This is a genomic window from Nocardioides litoris (assembly GCF_006346315.1).
In the GTDB taxonomy this organism is placed as follows: domain Bacteria; phylum Actinomycetota; class Actinomycetes; order Propionibacteriales; family Nocardioidaceae; genus Nocardioides; species Nocardioides litoris.
The window spans coordinates 771,069-792,103 of the sequence record NZ_VDMR01000001.1 but is presented as its reverse complement, the minus strand read 5'-3'; the positions used below and the strand labels follow the sequence as shown (position 1 = coordinate 792,103).

The window sequence follows — 21,035 nt, the reverse complement described above, 5'->3', positions numbered from 1 at the left end:
GACCGGGCTCAGCGCGGCGGGTCGACCTCAGGGGTGCCGTCCTGCGCGGCGGGCTCGACCTCGCCGGTGAGCTCGTCGACGACGAGCAGCTCGTCGTCGATCTGGCCGGCCCGGTAGGACGCGCGCCCGACCATGTGGGCCGCGACCGGCGCGGTGACCATCTGGGCCAGCACGACCAACACCCCCAGCGCCACGACTGATACGTCGCGCAGCACCAGCGACATGCCCGCCACCACCAGCATGAGCCCGAGCACCTGCGGCTTGGTCGCCGCGTGCATCCGGGTCAGCACGTCGGGCAGGCGTACGACGCCGATCGCGGCCACCAGGCCGAGCAGCGCGCCGAGCAGCAGCAGGACGCCCCCGGCCAGGTCGCAGACCTCGCCCACGCTCATGGCTGCCCCTCCCCCGGGTCGTCGCCGTCGTCGCCCTCGCCGTCGACGACGTCGCTGCCAGGGCTGAACCGCGCGACGCTGACCGACCCGACGAAGCCGAGCAGGGTGGCGACGAGCATCAGCGGCAGGTTCTCCGCCGTCCGCCGGGCGACCGCGTCGAGGGCGATGGCCGCGATCGAGATCGCCACGACCACGTCGAAGGAGATGGCGCGGTCGAGCATGGTCGGACCGAGGACGATGCGGACCGTGACGAGCAGGGCGGCCAGGCCCAGCACGGCCCCCGACACCACGACGAGGGCGTTCACGCCGCCTCCGACGACCGGGTGGCGGCGGCGGGCCGGGTGGCCAGCGCGTCGAGCACCCGCTGCTCCTGCGCCCAGACCTGCTGGCGCACCCGCTCGGCGATCTCGTCGGCGTCACCCATGCCGACGTCGAGCACGTGCAGGAACAGGATGGCCGCGCTCCGGCGCACCTCGACCACGACGCTGCCGGGCACGAGCGAGGTCAGCTCGGCCACGAGCACGAGGACGAGCTCGGAGTCACTGCGCAGCGGCACCCGGACGACGGCGTTGCGCAGCTCGGGCGGCGGGCGGAGCACGGTCCAGGCGACCTGCAGGCTGGCCACGACGACGTCCCACAGGAAGCGAACGACCAGCCGCAGCGCCCCCAGCGGCCGCACCCGCACCTCGAGGTCGAGCGGCGGCAGCGGGAAGGCCAGCAGCGCCAGCACCGCGACCACGACCCCGCCGACCAGCGACATCGCCGACCAGGTGCCCCACAGCACCCACCACACCAGCGTCATCCAGACGACCATCGGCCACTGCACCCGCCGCTTGGCGGACATCGTGACGGTGGTGGGCCGGCGCGGGCTCCGTCCGGTGGCGCTCATCCGGCGGCCTCCGCGACGGCCTCGAGGTAGGGCGTGCGGGCGACCAGGTCGTCGGCGGCGCGGCCGGTGAAGCCGTACAACGGGCCGGCCACCACGGTCAGGGCCACGCTCACCGCCACCAGCGCGGTCGCCGGCACGGTCATCAGCCAGGGCAGCCGCGGCGGCAGGCCGTCGGCCTCGATGCGCTGGTGGAGGTCGCGGTCGGGCGAGTCGTCGTCGAGGATCGAGCCTGCCTGGGCCAGGTCGCCCGCGTGGTACGACGCGGCGTGCATGCGCACCTGCCGACGGCGGCCCGGGCGGGTGCCGGCCTCGGCCCCCTCGGCGTCGGCGTCGGCCAGCTCCTGGGCCATCGCGTGCGCCTCCTGCGGGGAGCGCCAGAAGGCCAGCGACCAGGTCTTGGCCACGGCGTACAGGGTGAGGAGGCTGACCAGGGTGCCGAGCCCGACCAGGGTCAGGGCCAGCGGACCGCCCTCGTCGAGGCCGGCGCGGAACAGCCCGACCTTGCCGAGGAAGCCCGAGAGCGGCGGGATGCCGGCCAGGTTCATCGCGCCGACGAAGAACAGCAGGCCGAGCAGCGGGAAGATGCGGGCCAGGCCGCCGAGCTTGAGCAGGGCGGTGCTGCCGGCCTGGCGCTCGACCATCCCGATGACCAGGAAGAGCGCGGTCTGGATGGTGATGTGGTGGGCGACGTAGAAGATCGCGCCGGAGTAGCCCCCGACGGTGCCGAGGCCGATGCCGAAGATCATGTAGCCGATGTGGCTGACCAGGGTGAACGACAGCAGCCGCTTGACGTCGGACTGGGCGATCGCGCCCAGGATGCCGATGACCATCGAGACCCCCGCGACGACCATGAGCAGCAGCGCGAGGTCGCCGCCGGGGAAGAGCAGCGTCTCGGTGCGGATGATCGCGTAGACGCCGACCTTGGTGAGCAGGCCCGCGAAGACGGCGGTGACCGGCGCGGGCGCGGTCGGGTAGCTGTCGGGCAGCCACAGCGAGAGCGGGAAGACCGCCGCCTTGATCGAGAACGTCACCAGCAGCAGCAGGTGCAGCATCAACGACGTCGAGGCGGGCAGGTCGTCGAGCCGGGTGGCGATCTGGGCCAGGTTGAGGGTGCCGACCGCGGCGTACACGGCGGCGATCGAGACCAGGAACAGCATCGAGGACAGCACGTTGACGACCACGTAGATCGTGCCGGCCCGGATGCGGCCCTCGGTGCCACCCAGCGTGAGCAGCACGTAGCTGGCGAAGAGCAGGATCTCGAAGCTGACGAACAGGTTGAACAGGTCGCCGGCCAGGAAGGCGTTGCTCACGCCCGCGACCAGGGTGAGGAACGTCGGGTGGTAGATCGAGACGGGCGCGGAGCGGTCGCTGTCGGAGATGCCCTGCCCGAGGGAGTACAGGAGCACCGCCAGGGTCACGACCGCCGAGACGAGCAGCATGAGCGCGGCGAGGCGGTCGGCGACGAGGGCGACGCCGAGGTCGACCCAGCCCCCGAGCCAGACCACCTGCGGGCCCTCGCGGTCGGCCACGACGAGCAGCACGGCCGCGACCGCCACCACGGCGACCAGCACGACCACGCTCACCGCGCGCTGGGCGCGGGGGTAGCGGAACAGCATCAGCGCCGCGCCGGAGCCCAGCAGGGGCAGGATCACGGGCAGCGGCACGAGCAGGCTGGCGGTCGTCACTCCCCCTCCTCCCGTTCGTCGTCGTCGTCTTGGCCGTCGGTGGTCAGGCCGTAGCTCTCCGAGCTGGCGTCGTCGACCGCGAGCCGGCGGATGCGGGCGTCCTCGGTGTCGTCCTGGACGTCGTCGTGGCCGGTGAGCTGCCAGCTGCGGTGGGCCATGGCCAGCAGGAAGGCCACCGTGCCGAGGGTGATCACGATGGCGGTGAGCACCATCGCCTGGGGCAGCGGGTCGGACATGTCCTCCGGCGCCGCCGACCCGTAGAACGCCGCCTCGCCGGCGCCGCCCCCGGTGGAGAGGATGGCGACGTTGACGCCGTTGCCGAGCAGGACCAGACCGGCCAGCACGCGGGTCAGGCTGCGCTCGAGCAGCAGGTAGGCGCCGCAGCCGACCAGGCCGCCGGCGACCACCGCGAGGGTGAGGTTGACCTCCATCAGGCCCGCACCTCCTCGGTCACGCCCATCTCGGCGCCCTCGTCGTCGCCGCGCTGGGCGCGGAGGAGCTGACGGTCGAGCCGCGCCCCGAAGGTGCGCAGCAGGTCGAGCACGAGGCCGACGACCACGAGGTAGACCCCGATGTCGAACCCGACCGAGGACACCAGGTGCAGCTCGCCCAGCAGCGGGATGCCGACGTACACGTCGGCGGTCTGGAGCACCTCGCCACCGAACGCCGTCGGCCCCAGTCCCGACACCGCGGCCACGAACAGGCCCGCCCCGATGAGCACGCCCGCGTCGACGGGCAGGGCCTCGGCCAGCTCGTAGCGGCCGCCGGCGAGGTAGCGCACCATCAGCGCCAGGCCCGCGACCATGCCGGCCGCGAAGCCGCCGCCGGGCAGGTTGTGGCCCGCGAGCAGCAGGTAGAGCGAGAAGACCAGGATGCTGTGGAAGACCAGCCGGGTGACGACCTCGAAGACGATCGAGCGGCGGTCGGGGCTCATGGTCGCCGGCGCCGGCAGCCACGACCGGGTCGGCCGCTCCCGCTCGGCGGTGTGCATCTCGGTGGTGCGCGGGTCGGCGTCGGCCAGGCGGCGTACGCCGGCGCTGCGGGTGTCGAGGAAGATCAGGCTGGCCACGCCGGTGGCCGCGACGACGACGACCGAGATCTCGCCGAAGGTGTCCCAGGCGCGGATGTCGACCAGGGTCACGTTGACGACGTTCTTGCCGTAGCCGAAGTCGTAGGCGGCCTGGGCGAAGCGCGCGGAGATCGACTCCACCGACCGCGAGCTGCCGGCGACGACCAGGAAGCCCGTGGTGGCCGCGCCGATGACCGCGGCCAGCGCCATCCGCAGGTAGCGGGTGGGGCGCAGGCGGCGGTCGGTGAAGTAGTCGGGCAGCCGGCGCAGCACGAGCACGATGACCACGAGGGTCACGGTCTCGACCAGCACCTGGGTGAGCGCGATGTCGGGGGCGCCGTGCAGCACGAAGAGCAGGGCGCAGCCGTAGCCGGTGATGCCGGCCAGCACGAAGGCCCGCAGGCGGCGGCGCGAGCGCACGGTGAACAGCGCCGCCGCGGCCATCACGAGCCCGACCACCGGCTGGCCCCAGGAGTCCCAGGCGTAGACGCGCAGCTCGGGGCCGTCGACCAGGGCCAGGACGAGCGCGGTGCCGGGGCCGGCCGCCACGACGAGCAGGATGATCGCGAGGTAGGCCGAGGCCGAGCCGCGCTGCACCGTGCCGGTGACCTCGACGGCGGTGCGGTCGACGACGCGCAGGACCTCGCGGTAGGCCTGGGTGCCCGAGACCGGCAGCTCCACGCGCTGCTGGAAGCGGCAGAACGGCTCACGCACCGCGAACAGCGCCAGCCCGGCCACGACCGTGGCCGCCGACAGCGCGAGCGGCAGCTCGAGGCCGTGCCACAGCGCGAGGTACTCGCCCTTGGCGTCGGGCCCGGGCGCCTCGGCCAGCTGGTCGGCGTACGGCGTGAGGGCGGAGGTGAGGGCGTGGCCGGCGAAGCCGAGCCCGAGACCGGCGAGGGCCAGCAGCGCGGGCCCGGCCGCGAACGGCGCCGCCAGGGGCTTGACCTCGGTGGCGGCGACGCCCGGCTTGGCCGCGAACGCGCCCCACAGGAAGCGGGCGGTGTAGCCGACGGTGAAGGTCGAGCCGACGAGCACGCCGACGACGAGCAGCCAGCCCGCCCAGGGGGCGACGCCGGCGGTGTTGCCGGCCTCGGTCAGCTCCAGCAGCCCGGCCCACATGGTCTCCTTTGCCAGGAACCCGACCAGGGGCGGCAGCCCGGCCATCGAGAGCCCGGCCAGGGTCGCGGCGACCGCGACCACGGGCAGCCGGCGGCCGACGCCGCTGAGCTGGTGGAGGTCGCGGGTGCCGGCGAGCTTGTCGACGACGCCGACGGAGAGGAACAGGGTCGACTTGAACAAGGCGTGGGCGAGCACCAGGCCGGCGCCGGCCAGCGCGGCGGTGCGGGTGCCGGCGGCCAGCATGACGAGCAGGAACCCGAGCTGGCTCACGGTGCCGTGGGCCAGCAGCAGCTTGATGTCGATCTGGCGCAGGGCCCGCCAGCCGCCCGAGACCATGGTGACGACGCCGAGGGTCAGCAGCACCGGCCGCCAGCCCGGGGTGTCGGCGAAGGCCGGCACCAGCAGCGCGACCAGCAGCAGGCCGGCCTTGACCATCGAGGCGGCGTGCAGGTAGGCGCTGACCGGGGTGGGCGCGGCCATCGCGCCCGGCAGCCAGAACTGGAAGGGCACGATCGCCGACTTGGTCAGCGCCCCCAGCAGCACCAGCCAGACCGCGACGGTGGTGGCGGTGCCGCTCGGCGGGTCGGCCACGATGGCGGCCAGCGAATAGGAGCCGGCCTCCTCGCCGAGCACGATGACGCCGACGAGCATGGCCAGGCCGCCGAACGTCGTCACCAGCAGCGCCTGCACCGCGGCCCGGCGGCTCTTGCGCTGCACCGGGTTGAAGCCGATGAGCAGGAACGACGAGATCGTCGTCAGCTCCCAGAAGACGAACAGCAGCAGCAGGTCGTCGGCCAGGACGAGCCCGAGCATCGCGCCGACGAAGGCGATGAAGCTGCTGGAGAACCCGACCAGGCTGGTGCCCGAGCCGAGCGGCTCGTCGCTGCCGCGGGTGCCCGGCGTACGGCGGGGCGGGTCGTCGAAGTACCACGCGCAGTAGGCCAGGACGACGACGCCGACGCCCGCGACGACGAGCACCATCAGCCAGCGCAGCGCGTCGAGGGTCAGGTCGAGGGTGACCCCGAGCTCGGGGATCCAGGCGGTCGACTCGACCAGCACCCCGCCGTCGAGGACCTCGGGCGCCTGCACGACCGCCCACACGACGGCGGCGAGCGGCGCCAGCGCGAGCACCACGAACGCCCGCCGTCCGAGCCAGCGCACGAGCCCGGGCGCGACGGCAGCAGCGACGCCGTGGGCGAGGACGAGTGCGAGCAGGGCCTGGCCTTCCGGTCGGGTGCACGCGTGGGAGCGCACGACAGCGACGCCGGGGTCCAACGTCGCGCCCTCAGCCTACCGACCGGGCGGGCGCCCTCGGGGTGGGTGGAGGGCTGGCTGCGGGGGTGGGCCGCGGGGCCGGGCGGGGCAGCTGGCCAGGGAGTTCTCGCGGTTGCCAGGCGTTGCACTGCCCGTCCAGCGCAGGAACTCCCTGGCCAGCTGCACGAACACCCGGTCGACCGGGGTTTCACCGCCCCGGCCGGCCGGACGCCCCTCAGACCGCGCCGACCTCGGTCTGCAGCGGCACCTGGTGCACGAACCCGTCGACCCGCACCTGCACGAAGAACCGGTAGGTGCCGGGGGTGCCGAGCGAGGTGTGGAAGGTCAGCTCGCTGCCCTCGTCGGTCACGGTCGGCGTGCCGAGCGGGTGGGCGTGCACGAAGGCGCCGGTGGCGACGTCGAAGCCGGTCAGGTGGGCGTAGGAGCCGAGGTAGGTGCCGAGGTTGAGCACGCCCTGCGCGCCGTCGGAGACGGTCAGCGTGAACTGGGTGTCCTCCCCCGCGGGCAGCGTCGGCGGCGCCTCGATCGTGACCATCCCGTCGGTGCCGACGCGCTCGGGCTCCTCGGCCGGCGGCGGCGCCTGGCCCTCGACCCGCGCACGCACGCCGAGCACGACGTGGTCGCCGTCGGGGTTGCCCGCGTCGTCGGGCACCATCTCGGCCACGACCCGGTAGGTGCCGGGGTCGGTCAGGTCGACCCGTGCCGTCCAGGTGCCGTCGTCGGCCAGGGTCGGGTGCAGGTGCCGGAAGTCGCTGAGGTCGTCGCGCACGACGTACAGGTGGATGAGCTTGGTCTGCTCCTCCTGGTACGACGTCACGGGCTGCCCCGCCGAGTCGACGATCGTGAACGACAGGTCGGCGGGCTCGCGGGAGGCCGTCGGGAACCGCAGGTCGGTCATCCGGTAGCCGCCGGCGTCGGAGGTCGTGCCGTCGCCGATGTACGTCGCGTGCGTGTGCGGCGCGCCGTCGCCGGGGCTGAGCACCTGGCGGTCGGGGTCGACGGGACGGTCGTCGCCGCCACACGCGGCCAGGCCGGACAGGCCCAGCGCGAGCAGCAGGGCGGCGGCGACGTGCTTGGCACTCATCTCAGGACACCTCGAATCGGACGATGGTGACGGGGTTGTCGAACTCCGACGCACGGAGGCTGACCTGGACCTCCCAGGTGCCGGGCGCCGGGATCACGGTGTCGACCACGAACGTACCCGCCGCTGCGGGGACCACCGGCTGCTGACCCAGGTCGGTGGCCCCGTCGGCGGAGGCGACCGAGACCACGGGCTCGGCGAAGCCGTCGACCGGCTCGCCGGCGGCGTCCTGCACCTGCACGGTGATCGTGGTCGGTCCGGTGGTCCGCGGCTGCATGGTGGCCAGCACCTTGGCCGCGGCACCCTCGGTCGACCCGCTGCCGGCGCCGTCGCCGAGGACGCCGGTCTCGACTCGCGAGGCCAGCGGCGGCCGGTTGGTCGGCCCCTCGCGGGGCGACTCGTTGGTCAGGAACCCGGTGACCCCGAGCAGCCCGACCAGCAGCACCGCCTCGACGCGGACGGCGGTGGCGACCTTGAGCACGGCCCCGCGGCGGGCGTCGTGGCCGACCCCGGCACCGGAGGCGGGACTGGCCGCGGGCAGCAGCCGCCAGCGGTTCCAGCCGGCGACGAGCGCGACGACGGCGGCGATGCCGACCTTGACCAGCAGCAGCCGGCCGTAGGTGGTCTCGAACAGGGGCCGCCAGCCGTCGAGGATGCGCCAGCCCATCAGCGTGCCCGTCACGGCGAGCACGCCGAGCAGGCCTGCGGCGACGGCGGAGAAGCGGCTCAGCACGAGCGCGCCGTCGCGCTCGCGGCCGCTGAGGCCGCGCAGCACGAGCGCGAGCCCGACGAGGCCGCCGAACCACGTCGCGCCGGCGGCCAGGTGGAGCAGGTCGGTGGTGACCAGCAGCCACACCGGCTCGATGGCCCGGGTGTGGCCGACCAGGGCGGGCGAGAGGACCGCGACCGCGGCGGGCGCGACCGGCGTCCACCAGGGCCCGCGCGGGCGGGCCAGCAGGACCAGCGCCGCCACGAGGCCGACCGCCTGCAGGGCCAGCACGAGCAGGTCGTCGCCCACGAGGCCGAGGTCGACCGCGGCCGACTCGCCGAGCTGGGTCAGGCCGAGGCCCTGCTGGTAGGCGCCGGAGAGCGGGATGCCGGCCACGCCGGCGACGAGCGCGACGCCCGTGCCGACCCAGGCCACCCGCAGGAGCCGCCCGCGGCGGTCGTCGTCGACGCGGACCCCCCGCAGGGTCCAGGCGACGAACAGCACCAGGCCGCCCGCCAGCAGCAGCCCCGCGTAGCCGAGGCCCTGGGCGACGCTGAGCGCGCGGCGTACGTCGGCGGGGTCGGTGTCGGGCAGCTGGGGCGCGGCGACCTCGGGGCTCGGCGCGCCGATGGCGAAGGTCAGCGAGCCCGCGATGGGGTGGGCGTCGGCCGAGATGGCCCGCCAGACGACGACGTAGCTGCCGTCGGGGAGGTCGTCGGGCAGGTCGGCCGTGACGGTCGTGTCGCGGGCGGCGGCCTCGGCCTCGACCGGCTCGCCGGCGGCGTCGAAGACCTGCACCGCCGAGGCCGGCAGCGAGACGGGCTCGTCGAAGGTGAAGGTGACGACGTCGGGCACGGCGTCGAGCACCTCGCCCTCGGCGGGGTCGCTGTCGACGAGGGTGGCGTGCGCGGACGCCGGGCCCGCCGTCCCCACCACGACGAGCGCGGTGAGGACGGCGAGCAGCAGGGCCGCGAGGACGCGGCGCACGGCGGTGATGACGCTCGGCAGGGAGGTCAGGAGGTACGGCGGGTGCGCGCGAGCGCCACGCCGGCCACGGCGAGGCCGAGGACGCCGACGACGACGCCCGTGATGCCCAGCGCGTTGCCGCCGCCGTCGGAGGCCGCGGCCTCCTGGGTGTCCGCACCGGTGTCGGCGATCGCGTTGGAGCCGGTCTCGGTGCTGACCTCCTCGCCGGACTCGTCGGTGGTGGTCGACTCCTCGTCGGAGTGACCGCCCTCGCCGTCGGCCGCGGTCACCAGGAACGCCGGCGCCGGGCTGTCGAGGTCGTCGGCCGACTGGCCCTCGGCCGGGATCTCGGTCCAGGCGGTCTCGCCCTGCTGGCAGGTCTGGATCACCGGGAAGGCCAGGTCTGCGCCCTCGGCGTCCTCGGGGATCTGCACCTGCACCTCGAAGGCGTCGCGGTAGCCGTCGGGCAGCGCGGTCTTGGCGGTGTAGGTGACGGTGTCGACGCGCTCGGTCAGCTCGCCGCCGTGGCCGTCGGAGACGGGCGGGTCGAGCTGCTCCATCTGCTTGGTGACGTCGTAGAAGGGCTGCCGGGTCGGGACGGCGGCGTTGATGCCCTCGGGGACCGAGATGGTGATCTTCGTGGTGGGCGAGCCCTCGCAGCCGTGGCCGTTGCTGAAGGTCAGCACGGTGTAGGCACCGGCGGCGGTGGTCGACGGCGACACGGTGACGTGGGCCGAGGCCGGGGCGGCGATCGAGAGGGCGAGGAGGCCGGCGGCGCCGGCGGACGCGCCGAGGCGCGCGATGGTGCGTCGAGACATGGTGGTTCCCGTTCTGGGGTCGGTGGATCCGTGGTCAGGCGTGGCGGGACGCGCCTGACGGGTCCGGCAACCGGAGGGTCAGGCGGCGGAGCAGCCCGCCGGCGGGCCACGACGGGGCGCGGCGGAGGCCAGCACCCGGCTGACCAGGGCGGCGGGCGCCGCGGCCGGGGCGACCGGGCGGCGTACGGCGGGGACGGGCGGGAGGGGCTGGCGGACCCAGCCCACGACGACCTCGGCCGCGCGGGCCCGCAGCTCCCACAGCACGGCGCACAGCAGGCCGCCGGCCACGTGGACCGCGAGCATCGCGGGGTCGAGCGCGGCGTGGACGTGGGCCTCGTGGCCCGCTCCCTGCATCGAGGCCTGCATCGAGGCCATGGGGTCAGCGGCCGGGGTGAGCGCGGTCAGCCACGCGTGCAGCAGCAGCTGGGTGCCGACGAGCGCGGGCACGGCGACGGCCGGGCGCACCCGGCCGTGCAGCACGAGCAGCCCGGCGCCGAGGACCGCGGCGGCCATCAGGCCCAGCCACGGGAGGGACGGCAGCGACCCGCCGGCCAGCACGTGGCCGAGGGCGAGGACGCCGGTGACCTCGACGGTCGCGAGCAGCGCGCGGCGGGTGGTCCCCCGTCGCGGCAGCACTCGCAGCGTCACCACGCAGGCCATTGTGCCCGGCCACCCCCTAAGTGGACCAAACGAATCCAGATTGCGGTCCGTCACACCCGGACGGAGAGCGTCGCCCCGGGGTTGGTCCGGGCACGGATGGTGGTCTCGAGACAGGACTTCGTCCTTCCTCGACCACCGTGTGGTCGCTCGACCCACGGTGGTCGAGGAAGGCGCCCTGGCGCCTGTCTCGAGGCCACCGGCCGCAGGGCGGTCCGGGTCAGGTGCGGACGAGGACGCGGGAGGTGGGCTGGAGGCGGGCGGCGGGGGCCTCGGCGGCGCGGCGGGAGATGTTGAGCAGCAGCCCGACGGCCAGCATCGAGGCGAACATCGAGCTGCCGCCGTAGGACACGAAGGGCAGCGGGACGCCGGTGACGGGCATGATGCCCAGGCACATGCCGATGTTCTGGAAGGCCTGGAAGCCGAACCAGCAGGCGATGCCCGAGGCCGCGACGCGGCCGAAGAGGTCGTCGGTGCGGGCGGCGATGCGCAGCGCCCGCCACAGCACGACGCCGAGCAGGGCGATGATGACGCCGGCGCCGAGCAGGCCGAGCTCCTCGCCGGCGACGGTGAAGACGAAGTCGGTGTGCTGCTCGGGCACGAAACCCGACCGGGTCTGGGAGCCGTCGAAGAGGCCCTGGCCGAAGAAGCCGCCGTTGCCGACCGCGATCCGGGCCTGCTCGACGTTGTAGCCGGCGCCGCGCGGGTCGAGGGTCGGGTCGGTGAAGGCGAGGAACCGGTCGACCTGGTACTCCTTCAGCAGCCCGCCGGCCACCGCGGCCACCGCGGCCCCGACCGCGCCGACGCCCAGCAGGGCCAGCCAGCGCCGGTCGGCGCCGGAGGCGGCCAGCACCCCGGCCACGGTGGCGCTGAGCACGAGCATGGTGCCGAGGTCGGGCTGGGCCAGGATCAACCCGGCCGGGACGACGGCGATGAGGAGCATGAGTGCGACGTCGCCGCCGGTGGCCCCGCGCGAGCTGCGCAGCCGGCGGTTCTCGGCCCGTTCGGCCACCACCAGCGCCATCCCGATGACGACCGCCAGCTTGGCGAACTCCGAGGGCTGCACGGACAGGCCGCCGAACATCAGCCACGACCGCGAGCCGTTGACGACCGAGCCCATGGTCAACACCAGCACGAGCCCGCCGATGGAGGCGAGGTAGACCAGGGGCGCGACGATCCGCACCCACCGGTGGTCGGTCAGCACCACCGTGGCCAGCAGGGCGAGCCCGATGGCGACGTTGAGGACCTGCTTCTCCAGGAAGGCACGCGGGTCGCCGCCGGTGAGGTCGTCGCGGGTGCTGGTGGCCGACCAGACGAGCAGGCAGCCGATCACCGACAGCCCGAGGACGGCGAGCACGAGCAGGCGGTCGGGTCCGGACACCTTGGCCAGGGCGGCGCGGCTCATCTCAGTCCTCCTCGCGGCGGGCGGGCGTGGCCGGCGGCAGGATGGTGCCGTCGGCGCGGAACAGCGGGAGCGCGCTCGGCGGTACGACGCCCGGCACGGCGGCGCGCTTCGGGTCGACGGTCTCCCCGTCGACGCCGTACAGCGCCTCCCAGATCTTGCGGATGCCCGGGCCCGAGGTGCCCGAGCCGGTGCCGCCCTGGCTGACCATCATCACCACGACGTAGTCGTCGGAGTACGACGCCACCCACGAGGTCGACTGCTTGCCGTAGACCTCGGCCGAGCCGGTCTTGGAGCGGATCGGCACCTCGTCGAGCGGGAACCCGCCCATCCGCCAGGCCATCGTGCCCTCGCGCGAGACCCCGCGCAGGGCCTCGTCGATGTAGCCGACGACGTGGTCGGGCAGCTCGACGTGGCCGGTCTTCTTCGGCGCGATGCGACGCACGACGGTGCCGTCGGCGGCCACGACCGCCTTGGCCACGCGGGGGGCGTACAGCGTGCCGCCGTTGGCCAGGGCGCCGTAGGCCCGGGCCAGCTGGAGCGGGGTGACGATGGTGTCGCCCTGGCCGATGGAGAAGTTGACCGCGTCGGTGACCTTGTACTTCCAGCCCTCGATGCAGAACTCGCGGGCGAACTTGTAGACGAAGTCGCTGGTGCCCTCGTTGGCCGGGTCGCTCTGCGGCTTGGCGCTGATGCCGCAGTAGTAGTCCTTCATCGAGTCGTAGTAGGCCTTCTTCCAGCGGCGGTCGGCGATCCGGCCCGACGCCTCGCCGGGGATGTCGATGCCGGTCTCCTGGCCGAAGCCGAAGGTCTTGGCCTCCTCGACCAGCGGGTCCTTGGCGTCGACGTCGTCGGCGTCGGAGCCGTACTGCTGCCAGTAGTCGAACCCGACCCGGTAGAAGAAGGTGTTGCAGGAGATCTCCAACGCCTCGGCGAAGGAGATGATCCCGGCGGCGGCGGACTCGTGGTTGTGGAAGGCACGGTTGCCGACCTGGAACGACGAGCTGCACGGCAGCGCGGTGTCGGTGGAGTAGCCGTGGGTCAGCGCGCCCGCGGTCATGAACGGCTTCCAGGTCGAGCCCGGCGCGAACTGGCCCTGCGAGGCCCGGCCGAGCAGCGGCGTACCGGCGTCGTCGGAGTAGAGCGCGGCCAGCTGCTTCTTGGTGATGCCGCCGACCCACACGCCCGGGTCGTACGTCGGCTGGCTGGCCATCGCCACGACCCGGCCCGTCTTCGCCTCGAGGACGACCGCGGCGCCGGAGTCGGCGACGTAGTTGCGCCCGGTCACCTTGTCGAAGGTGCCGCGCGCGGTGGTGATCGCGTCAGCCAGCTGCTGCTCGACGACGCCCTGGACCTTGGCGTCGATGGAGGTGACGAGGGTGTCGCCGGGCTGGGCGTCGACGCGGGACTGGTCCCCCATGACCCGGCCCATCGAGTCGACCTCGACCTGCTGGTAGCCCGGCATGCCGCGCAGCCACTGGTCGTACTCCTGCTCGACGCCGGCGCGGCCGACGACCGAGGCACCGTTGACCGACAGGTCGCCGGCCTCCTCGGCGCTACCGAGCTCGTCCTCGGTGATCGGGCTGAGGTAGCCGAGCAGGTGCGCGGCGTTGACCCCGAACGGCTGCGGGTAGGCGCGCACGCTCTGCTGCTCGACGACCACGCCGGGGAAGTCCTCCGGCTGCTCGCTGAGGCGCTGGGCCTGGGCGCGGGTGAGGTCCTGGGCCACCGGCACGGGCTGGTACGGCGACCCGTTCCAGCACACGCCGGGCTCGGCACCCTCGTCGCCGCAGGTCACCAGCTTCTTCTCCAGCCGGGCCGGCTTGACGTCGACGACCCGCCCGACGCGGCGCACCAGCCGGGTGCGGTCCTCGGGGTCGAGCTTGCCGAGCACGGTGCGGTCGAGCGCGACGACCCAGGTCAGCCGGTTGGTGACCAGCGGTCGGCCCTGGTCGTCGACGATGAGCCCACGGGTCGGCTGCACGACGATCTCGCGCAGCGACTGCGCGCTGGCCCGGCCCTGGTACTCGTCGCCGCTGACGACCTGGAGGTAGTACAGGCGCACGAACAGCGTGGCGAACAGCGAGAACACCAGCGCCTGGATCACCACCAGGCGCAGGGCGCCGCGGGAGGTGCCCCCGATCGGTTCGAGGCGGCTCATCGGGTGGGTGCGCCCTCCGGGTCGAGACGGGCGAAGGCCCAGGCCATCGCGGGCAGCACGAGCACGCCGGCCAGCAGGTCCCAGCCGACCCCGACGCCGACCACGGTCAGCAGCCCCGGTACGTCGCCGGCCCGGTCGGCCAGCACCAGCCCGCTCAGCGCGAACACCGACGTGCCCAGGAACGAGCACGCCGCGACCGTGGCCAGCGACCCCGCGACCCCGACCGGCCCGTCCTGGCGCACCCGCCCGGCGACGTACCCGACGACGAGCAGGGCCAGCGCCCAGCGCCCGGCGACGTGGTCGGCGGGCGGGGCGAGGTCGACGAGCAGGCCGGCGACGAAGCCGAGCACGATGCCGAAGCGGGCACCGCGGGCCAGCCCGCCGGCGACCACGACGAGGAGGACGAGGTCGGGGCCGACCCCGCGCCAGGCCAGCTCGGCGCCGACCGTGGTCTGCAGGACGAGCGCGACGCCGACGGCGAGGGCGGCGAGCAGCCAGCGGGCGGCGTCGCCGGTGCCGGCCGCGGTGGTGCGGGCGGCGGGCCGGGCGGGCCGGGTGGCGGGGCGGGCGTGCAGGTCGGTCATCGCAGGCTCCCGTCGGCCTCGACGACGGCGCGGTCGCTGCGGGTGCCCGAGGGCACCACGACACCGACGACGTCGAGGCTGCTGAAGTCGACGTAGGGCTGGATCTCGGCGCGCTGGGAGGTCTCACGCAGGCTGGAGTAGACCGAGACGACCTCGCCCACGGGCACACCGGCGACGTACGGGCTGGTGCCCTCGCGGCTGCCCCAGGTGAGCACGGCGTCGCCGCGGCGCGGCACCACGGTCTGGTCGACGAGCTCGAGGTCGAGGCGGGCCTGGCCGCCGAGCTCGCCACGGCCCTCGAGGAAGCCGAGCTCGGAGCTGCGGGCCATCCGCGCCCCCACGGTCGAGTCGGGGTCGACGACGAGCAGCACGGTGGCCGTCGTCGCGGTCACCCGCAACACCCGGCCGACGAGCCCGTCGTTGTTGACGACGGTGAGGTCGGGGGTGATGCCCGACTCCGAGCCGGCGTCGATGGTCACGGTGCTGGAGAACCCCTGCGAGGCGCCGACCCCGACGACCCGCGCCGGCACCAGCGCCTGCCCGAGGTCGACCGCGGCGGAGGTGAGGCCCTCGAGCTCGGCCAGCTTCTCCCGTCGGTACGGCGCCGTGCGGACCTGCTCGCGCAGCTCGGCGTTCTCGGCCTCGAGGGCCGCGAGCCGGCCGCGCAGGTGGTCCTGGGTCTCGAACCGCTCCCCCAGCCCGGTCACCGGTCGCACCACGCCGTCGGCGGCCCGCTGGGCGGGGCCCACGACCTCCCCGACGGCCCGGCGGGCCGGGTCGAGCGCGGAACCGCCGCCGCTGCTGTCGAGGACCATCAGGCTCGCGCAGGCCAGCAGCAGGGCCACGACGAGCGCGCGGGCCGGGCGACCGGCCTCGGTCTCACGGGGGGCCCGGCCGTAGGCACGGCTGGTGAGGCGGAGGTGGGGGCGTCGGGTCACGTCACGTCCCTCACCGCGCCGCCGCGACCGGGGACCGGCGCTGGTCGGCGACGAGCACGGCCTGCAGGGCCTCGAACTCCTCCACGCAGCGCCCGGCGCCGCGCGCCACCGAGAGCAGCGGGTCCTCGGCCACGTGGACCGGCATGCCGGTCTCGTGGCGGATGCGGTCGTCGAGCCCGCGCAGCAGCGCGCCGCCGCCGGTGAGCACGATGCCGCGGTCCATGATGTCGCCGGCCAGCTCGGGCGGGGTCTGGTCGAGGGTGACGCGGACGGCGTCGACGATGGCGTGCAGCGGCTCCTCGAGGGCCTGGCGCACCTCGCGGGCGCTCACCTCGACGGTGCGCGGCAGCCCGCTGACCAGGTCGCGGCCGCGGACCTCGGCGGTGGGCTCGTCGGTGGCGGGGAAGGCGGAGCCGAGGGTCATCTTGACCTCCTCGGCGGTGCGCTCCCCCAGCATCAGGGAGTGCTCCTTCTTCATCCAGGTCACGATGGCCTGGTCGAGGTCGTCGCCGGCCGTGCGGATGCTGAGGCTGGTCACGACGCCGCCGAGGGAGATGACCGCGACCTCCGTGGTGCCGCCGCCGACGTCCACGACCATGTTGCCGGTGGGCTGGTGCACGGGCAGGCCGGCACCGATCGCGGCGGCCATCGGCTCCTCGACGATGTAGACCCGTCGGGCGCCGGCCTGGTAGCCCGCCTCCTTGACGGCCCGCTGCTCGACCGCGGTGATGCCCGAGGGCACGCAGATGACCATGCGCGGCTTGGCCAGGTAGCGACGGCGGTGCACGCGCTGGATGAACCACCGCAGCATCTGCTCCGTCGCCTCGAAGTCGGCGATGACGCCGTCCTTGAGCGGCCGCAGGGCGGTGATGTTGTCGGGGGTGCGCCCGACCATGCGCTTGGCGTCGTGGCCGACGGCCAGCACCTCGCCGGTGGTGTCGTTGAGGGCCACGACGCTGGGCTCGTCGAGCACGACGCCCTTGCGCCGGACGTAGACCAGCGTGTTGGCGGTGCCGAGATCGACCGCCATGTCGCGGCCGATGAAACTGCTGGCCATTGCGCGCGCCCCACTGCCCCGTGCGCGATCCAGGGGAAGGAGGCAGGTGCGCGCGCACGGTGACGCCCTACCCGGAAGCGAGCGTAAGCAGTGGGACTCGTGTGACGGGGGATGCCGGTGGGGCGTGTCGCGTGCAGGGCCGGCCGGGCCTGCACCGGGTGGGCCCGGCCAGGTGCCCCCGGGCGTACGCCGACCGGGCCGGCCAGTCGAAGGGACAGCCTCAGCCGACGGGCTGGGTGCGGGGGGTCTGCACGTCGGCGTCATCCTCGGGGTCCTCGGGGTCGCCGAGGAAGGGGTCGTGGCGGTGGTCGGCGTGGGTGACGTCGCCGTAGTCGCCGTTGACGACCTCGCTGATGTTGGCCAGCGACTCGGTGCCGTGCTCGAAGTACAGCGAGTGCTGGTCGAAGCTGCGCCCGTCGCCGCGGGAGGGGTCCTCGGCCTGGAACCGCTGGGCGCCGAAGTCGTCCTCGGTCGGGTCGTCGCCGAGCCCGGCCCCGGCGAGGGTCTCGCCGTGCACCCACCCGTGGTTGCCGAGCCAGGTGACGGTGTCGCGGCTGTTGGCGCCGGCCCAGACGTGGTCGGGGTCGATGCCGAGGTCGGAGGCGTGGTCGGTGTCGCCGCCGACCCCGGGGCTGCCCACGAAGACGACGTCGTCGACGTCGAGGCCGTGCTGCTGGGCCGCGAGGCCGGTGGTCGTCGAGCCGTAGGAGTGGCCGATGGCGGTCAGGTGGGCCGGGTCGCCGTCGCGGCTGGCCCGCAGCCCGTCGACGGTGTCGGCCAGCCGCGCGCCGCCGGCCTCGGCGGCGCCCTCGGTGGCCACGCCGGCGGCGTCGAAGCCCTCCATCTCCCAGGGCACGTTGTCCGGGGCGTCGTACCCGATCCAGAAAAGCGTCGCGTTGGTCTCGTCGGGCCCCAGGTAGCGGCTGGACTCGTACAGCGTGGCCGCCCGGTCGGCCTGGTACGGCGCGCTCTGCCCGTCGGTGCCGAGGCCGGGCGTCACCACGGCCACGTTGTCGGCGGTGTCGAGGTCGCCCGCCGAGACGGCCACGGCGCCGTCGCCGTCGAAGGCGGCCGGGTCGTAGAGGTAGAGCTGGGCCTGGATCGGGTCGCCGGTCACCGGGTCGACCCGGCCCTCGATCTCCTCGATCGCCCGCTGGGCGGCCTCGGCGTTGGCCAGCCAGTCGCGCTCGTCGTCGGTGATCACGCCCGCCTCCTCGGCGTGGCGCCAGTCGGCCAGGTCGCGCTCGAGGGCGATGCTGTTGGCCTCGTGGCGGGCGCCGGCCGGGATGCCGTCGAGGTTGCCGATCGCGCCGGGCGCGGCGGCCATGACGGCCTGCTGCTCCTCGGGCGAGAGCGATTCCCACCAGGCGTTGACCTCCGCCGGCGAGGCGCCAGCGCCCGGCTTGCGGTCGAGCGCGGCGTCGGCCGGGTCCTCGACCCCGCCGTAGAGGCGGTCGACGGCGTCGAGGTCGAGGACGCGGGTGAAGGCCTCCTTCATCTCCCGCTCCTCGGTCTCGAGGTCGGTGACCCACGTGGCGACGTCGGTGCCGTGGACGTCGACCGCCCCCTGCACCCGTCGGCAGTCCTCCTGCAGCTCGTCCTGCTGGGCGGGGGTGAGCGGCTTGGCCGCCTCGCGCTCGCACCACGCGACCTGCTGGGCCAGGTGCTGGCGCCGGTCGTCGAGGTCGCCGCGCCGGGTCAGGAGCGCGGTCAGGGCGTCGGCGTGGTCGTCGACCCGCCGGGCCACCGCGCGCAGGGCCAGCGACATGGCGTCGGCCTGCTCGCCCGTCGGCGCGACCTCGGCGTGGTAGGCCTCCGAGGCGGGTCCGGCCCAGTCACCGACGCGGGCCCGCCCGCCGGCGAAGTCACCGAGGTCGTCGACCTGGGCCGAGGCGGCGAGCAGCCGGGTGGCGGTGTCCTGGACGGCGCCCGGGTCGCAGACCAGCGCGGGTACGGCGCGCGGGCGGCTCGGCAGCGTCACGGCCACGGCTCAGCGCTCCTCGACCAGGTACGGGCGCAGCGCGTCGATGTCGGCAGTCGTGGTGCCCTCGGCGTCGACGTAGGTCTGCATCGTGCGGCGCAGCCCGTCGGCGCGGTCCTCGCAGGTGGTGGCCACCCGCTCCACGTGGCGCTGCCAGGTCGTGAGGAAGCGTGACGCCGTGCCGGCGACGGCGGTGGTGAACCCGCTGCTGCCCGCACTGCCGACCTGGCCGGCCGCGGCCGCGAGGTCGAGGTGCTGCTCGTCCCACGCCTGCGCGGCGCGGCCGACCGAGACCGGGACGACCTCCATCAGCCCTCCTCACCGTCGCGCCCGGCGGGCCGGACGAGCGCCGCAGCCCGGTCACGACCCACGAAGGAGGGGTCGCCCTCGACCTGCAGCACCAACGCACCGCTCGGCTCGGCCCACGACCCGACCAGCCGCAGCCCGTCGAGGACGGCGACGACCCGCGGCAGCCCGCCGTCCGGGCGGGCGACGTCCCAGCCGTCGCTGTCGAGCTCGTCGGCCAGCCGCAGCAGGAGCGATCCCCCGTCGGGGCGCTTCTCCACGACCCGGGCGAGCGGGCGCACCCAGCCGTCGTCGGCGGCGTAGGACCACCGCACCTCGGCCTCGACGGGGCTGTCGGGGGCGAGCCAGGTCCACAGTCCGCGCAGCGCGGAGGCGGTGCGCCAGCGGGCGTCGGCGAGGTCGGCGTCGGTGGCTGCCTCGTCGGGGTCGGTGCGCGGGGGCTCGGGCGGGAGCAGCACGAGGTCGACGTCGGGGTGGCGCCGGTGCAGCTCGGCGAACAGGTGGTCCGGTCCAGCCATGGGGGCCAGCGTGCCCGCCCCGCGGAGCGGGAAACGGCCATCGCGGGGTCGGTCAGACGAGCCCGGGGAACCAGAGCGCGATCTCGCGCGCGGCGGACTCCTCGGAGTCGGAGGCGTGCACGAGGTTCTCGCGGTTGGACAGCGAGTAGTCGCCCCGGATGGTGCCGGGGGCGGCCTTGCGGCCGTCGGTGGCGCCGTTGAGCGCGCGCACGACGTCGATGGCCTCGTCGCCCTCGAGCACGAGTGCCACCAGCGGGCCGCTGGTGGCGAAGGCGCGCAGCGGCGGGTAGAAGTCGCGCTCGACGTGCTCGGCGTAGTGCTGGTCGGCCATCTCGCCGTCGATGAGGCGGTGCTCCATCGCCACGATGGTCAGGCCCTTGGCCTCGAACCGGCCCAGCACCGCGCCCACCAGCCCGCGGCGGACGGTGTCGGGCTTGAGGAGGACGAGGGTGCGCTGCGTCATGGCGCGCACCCTACTCAGGGCCGTCGGCCGCGCCGCGGTCCCGTCCGGCGAGGAGCACCATGAGCGGGCCGAGCACCGGCACGAGGAGCAGCAGCGCGATCCACACCGCGCCCCGCGGCACCCGCAGCCGCTCCAGGACGACGAGCACCATCAGCACGACGATGGCCAGGAGGTGCAGCACCAGCACCGAGGTCAGGACGACAGCACCGGCGGACACGGCCGGGAGCCTACGGGCCCGCCGGCGCACCCGGTGCGCCCGGTGCGCCCGGTGCGCCCAGCCCCACCGCCCGGCACACGACGTCGGGCGGGGCGTCGCCCGCGGCGTCGGCCGCGGTGACGGGCGACCCGGCCACCCGGGCCAGCGGGACGACCCCGGCCCAGGTGCCGGTGGCCACGTCGTCGGGCTCGTCGACGGGGTCACCGGTGCGGATCTTCACCGACGCCTCGCGCAGCGGCACGGCCAGCACCGAGGTGGCCGCGACCTCCTTGCGGGTCGGCCGGCGCAGCGTGGCCGAGCGGCCGGGGACGACGTGGTCGACGGTGAGGTCGAGGGCGCGCGCGAGCTCGTCGGGGTCGGTGACCGTGCGGGCCTCGCCGATGACGACCGCCGAGCGGTAGTTGACCGAGTGGTGGAACCCGGAGCGCGCCAGCACGAGGCCGTCGAGCTCGGTCACCGTGACGCACACGGTGCGGCTGGCCGCGCGGACCAGCCAGCGGGCGGCGACGGAGCCGTGGACGTACAGCGTGCCGCCGTCGTCGGGCCCGTCGAGGTCGACGGCGAACGCGACCGGCAGCACGACGGGGTGGTCCTCGACCACGACGCCGAGGTGGGCGACGAGCGCGTCGTCGAGCAGGGCGTGCAGGTCGGCCCGGTCGCTGCGGGCACGGACGCGGCCACGGCGGACGGTGGTGCGCTCGGTCGGGGACAGGGGCTGGCACGTGCTCATGGCGACTAGCCTGGC

The 21,035-nt window shown here is 74.6% G+C and carries 21 protein-coding genes; all 21 read right to left on the bottom strand.

All coding sequences use genetic code 11. The features are described from left to right. Window positions 1-8 precede the first annotated feature (8 nt). A complete protein-coding gene (gene mnhG, locus FJQ57_RS03905) occupies window positions 9-392 on the bottom strand; it encodes a monovalent cation/H(+) antiporter subunit G (protein WP_139977889.1) in 384 nt (127 codons plus the stop codon). Continuing rightward, window positions 389-697 (bottom strand): MrpF/PhaF family protein, encoded by a 309-nt coding sequence (locus FJQ57_RS03900; RefSeq protein WP_211348733.1) that lies wholly within the window; start codon window positions 695-697, stop codon window positions 389-391. The genes mnhG and FJQ57_RS03900 overlap by 4 nt, the downstream gene beginning before the upstream one ends. After that, window positions 694-1,281 (bottom strand): Na+/H+ antiporter subunit E, encoded by a 588-nt coding sequence (locus tag FJQ57_RS03895; RefSeq protein ID WP_211348732.1) that lies wholly within the window; start codon window positions 1,279-1,281, stop codon window positions 694-696. The genes FJQ57_RS03900 and FJQ57_RS03895 overlap by 4 nt, the downstream gene beginning before the upstream one ends. Beyond that, window positions 1,278-2,966, bottom strand: a complete 1,689-nt coding sequence (locus FJQ57_RS03890) for a Na+/H+ antiporter subunit D (RefSeq protein ID WP_139977888.1) — start codon at window positions 2,964-2,966, stop codon at window positions 1,278-1,280. Before FJQ57_RS03890 ends, FJQ57_RS03895 begins: the two co-directional genes overlap by 4 nt. Further along, entirely contained in the window at window positions 2,963-3,397 is a 435-nt protein-coding gene (locus tag FJQ57_RS03885) for a Na(+)/H(+) antiporter subunit C (RefSeq protein ID WP_139977887.1), read from the bottom strand. Before FJQ57_RS03885 ends, FJQ57_RS03890 begins: the two co-directional genes overlap by 4 nt. Then, complete coding sequence (locus tag FJQ57_RS03880; RefSeq protein WP_211348731.1) at window positions 3,397-6,411, bottom strand: Na+/H+ antiporter subunit A; 3,015 nt, start codon at window positions 6,409-6,411, stop codon at window positions 3,397-3,399. The genes FJQ57_RS03885 and FJQ57_RS03880 overlap by 1 nt, the downstream gene beginning before the upstream one ends. Window positions 6,412-6,646: 235 nt before the next feature. After that, window positions 6,647-7,516, bottom strand: a complete 870-nt coding sequence (locus FJQ57_RS03875) for a hypothetical protein (protein WP_139977886.1) — start codon at window positions 7,514-7,516, stop codon at window positions 6,647-6,649. 1 nt (window position 7,517) lies between these two features. After that, entirely contained in the window at window positions 7,518-9,209 is a 1,692-nt protein-coding gene (locus FJQ57_RS03870; protein ID WP_139977885.1) for a copper resistance CopC/CopD family protein, read from the bottom strand. Between the two features lie 26 nt (window positions 9,210-9,235). Beyond that, window positions 9,236-10,006, bottom strand: a complete 771-nt coding sequence (locus FJQ57_RS03865) for a YcnI family copper-binding membrane protein (protein WP_139977884.1) — start codon at window positions 10,004-10,006, stop codon at window positions 9,236-9,238. A 78-nt stretch (window positions 10,007-10,084) separates the two neighbouring features. After that, window positions 10,085-10,657, bottom strand: a complete 573-nt coding sequence (locus FJQ57_RS03860; protein ID WP_139977883.1) for a hypothetical protein — start codon at window positions 10,655-10,657, stop codon at window positions 10,085-10,087. Window positions 10,658-10,883: 226 nt separating this feature from the next. After that, on the bottom strand, window positions 10,884-12,068 hold the full coding sequence (gene rodA, locus FJQ57_RS03855) for a rod shape-determining protein RodA (protein WP_139977882.1): 1,185 nt from the start codon (window positions 12,066-12,068) through the stop codon (window positions 10,884-10,886). Between the two features lies 1 nt (window position 12,069). After that, window positions 12,070-14,226 (bottom strand): penicillin-binding protein 2, encoded by a 2,157-nt coding sequence (mrdA, locus tag FJQ57_RS03850; RefSeq protein WP_139977881.1) that lies wholly within the window; start codon window positions 14,224-14,226, stop codon window positions 12,070-12,072. Further along, window positions 14,223-14,810, bottom strand: a complete 588-nt coding sequence (mreD, locus tag FJQ57_RS03845) for a rod shape-determining protein MreD (RefSeq protein ID WP_139977880.1) — start codon at window positions 14,808-14,810, stop codon at window positions 14,223-14,225. The genes mrdA and mreD overlap by 4 nt, the downstream gene beginning before the upstream one ends. Beyond that, window positions 14,807-15,748 carry a rod shape-determining protein MreC gene (gene mreC, locus FJQ57_RS03840; RefSeq protein ID WP_246081573.1) on the bottom strand — a complete coding sequence of 314 codons (942 nt, stop codon included), beginning with the start codon at window positions 15,746-15,748 and terminating at the stop codon, window positions 14,807-14,809. Before mreC ends, mreD begins: the two co-directional genes overlap by 4 nt. 10 nt (window positions 15,749-15,758) lie before the next feature. Next, window positions 15,759-16,805 (bottom strand): rod shape-determining protein, encoded by a 1,047-nt coding sequence (locus tag FJQ57_RS03835; RefSeq protein ID WP_139977879.1) that lies wholly within the window; start codon window positions 16,803-16,805, stop codon window positions 15,759-15,761. Window positions 16,806-17,025: 220 nt separating this feature from the next. Further along, on the bottom strand, window positions 17,026-18,792 hold the full coding sequence (locus FJQ57_RS03830; protein ID WP_139977878.1) for an alpha/beta hydrolase: 1,767 nt from the start codon (window positions 18,790-18,792) through the stop codon (window positions 17,026-17,028). 3 nt (window positions 18,793-18,795) lie between these two features. Then, window positions 18,796-19,095 (bottom strand): hypothetical protein, encoded by a 300-nt coding sequence (locus FJQ57_RS03825; RefSeq protein WP_139977877.1) that lies wholly within the window; start codon window positions 19,093-19,095, stop codon window positions 18,796-18,798. After that, complete coding sequence (locus tag FJQ57_RS03820) at window positions 19,095-19,610, bottom strand: hypothetical protein (RefSeq protein WP_139977876.1); 516 nt, start codon at window positions 19,608-19,610, stop codon at window positions 19,095-19,097. The genes FJQ57_RS03825 and FJQ57_RS03820 overlap by 1 nt, the downstream gene beginning before the upstream one ends. Window positions 19,611-19,662: 52 nt before the next feature. Then, window positions 19,663-20,073: a nucleoside-diphosphate kinase gene (ndk, locus tag FJQ57_RS03815; protein WP_139977875.1), complete on the bottom strand. Its 411-nt coding sequence runs from the start codon at window positions 20,071-20,073 to the stop codon at window positions 19,663-19,665. A gap of 10 nt (window positions 20,074-20,083) precedes the next feature. After that, window positions 20,084-20,290: a hypothetical protein gene (locus FJQ57_RS03810; protein ID WP_139977874.1), complete on the bottom strand. Its 207-nt coding sequence runs from the start codon at window positions 20,288-20,290 to the stop codon at window positions 20,084-20,086. Window positions 20,291-20,300: 10 nt separating this feature from the next. Further along, window positions 20,301-21,020 carry a pyridoxamine 5'-phosphate oxidase family protein gene (locus FJQ57_RS03805; protein ID WP_139977873.1) on the bottom strand — a complete coding sequence of 240 codons (720 nt, stop codon included), beginning with the start codon at window positions 21,018-21,020 and terminating at the stop codon, window positions 20,301-20,303. Window positions 21,021-21,035 lie beyond the last annotated feature (15 nt).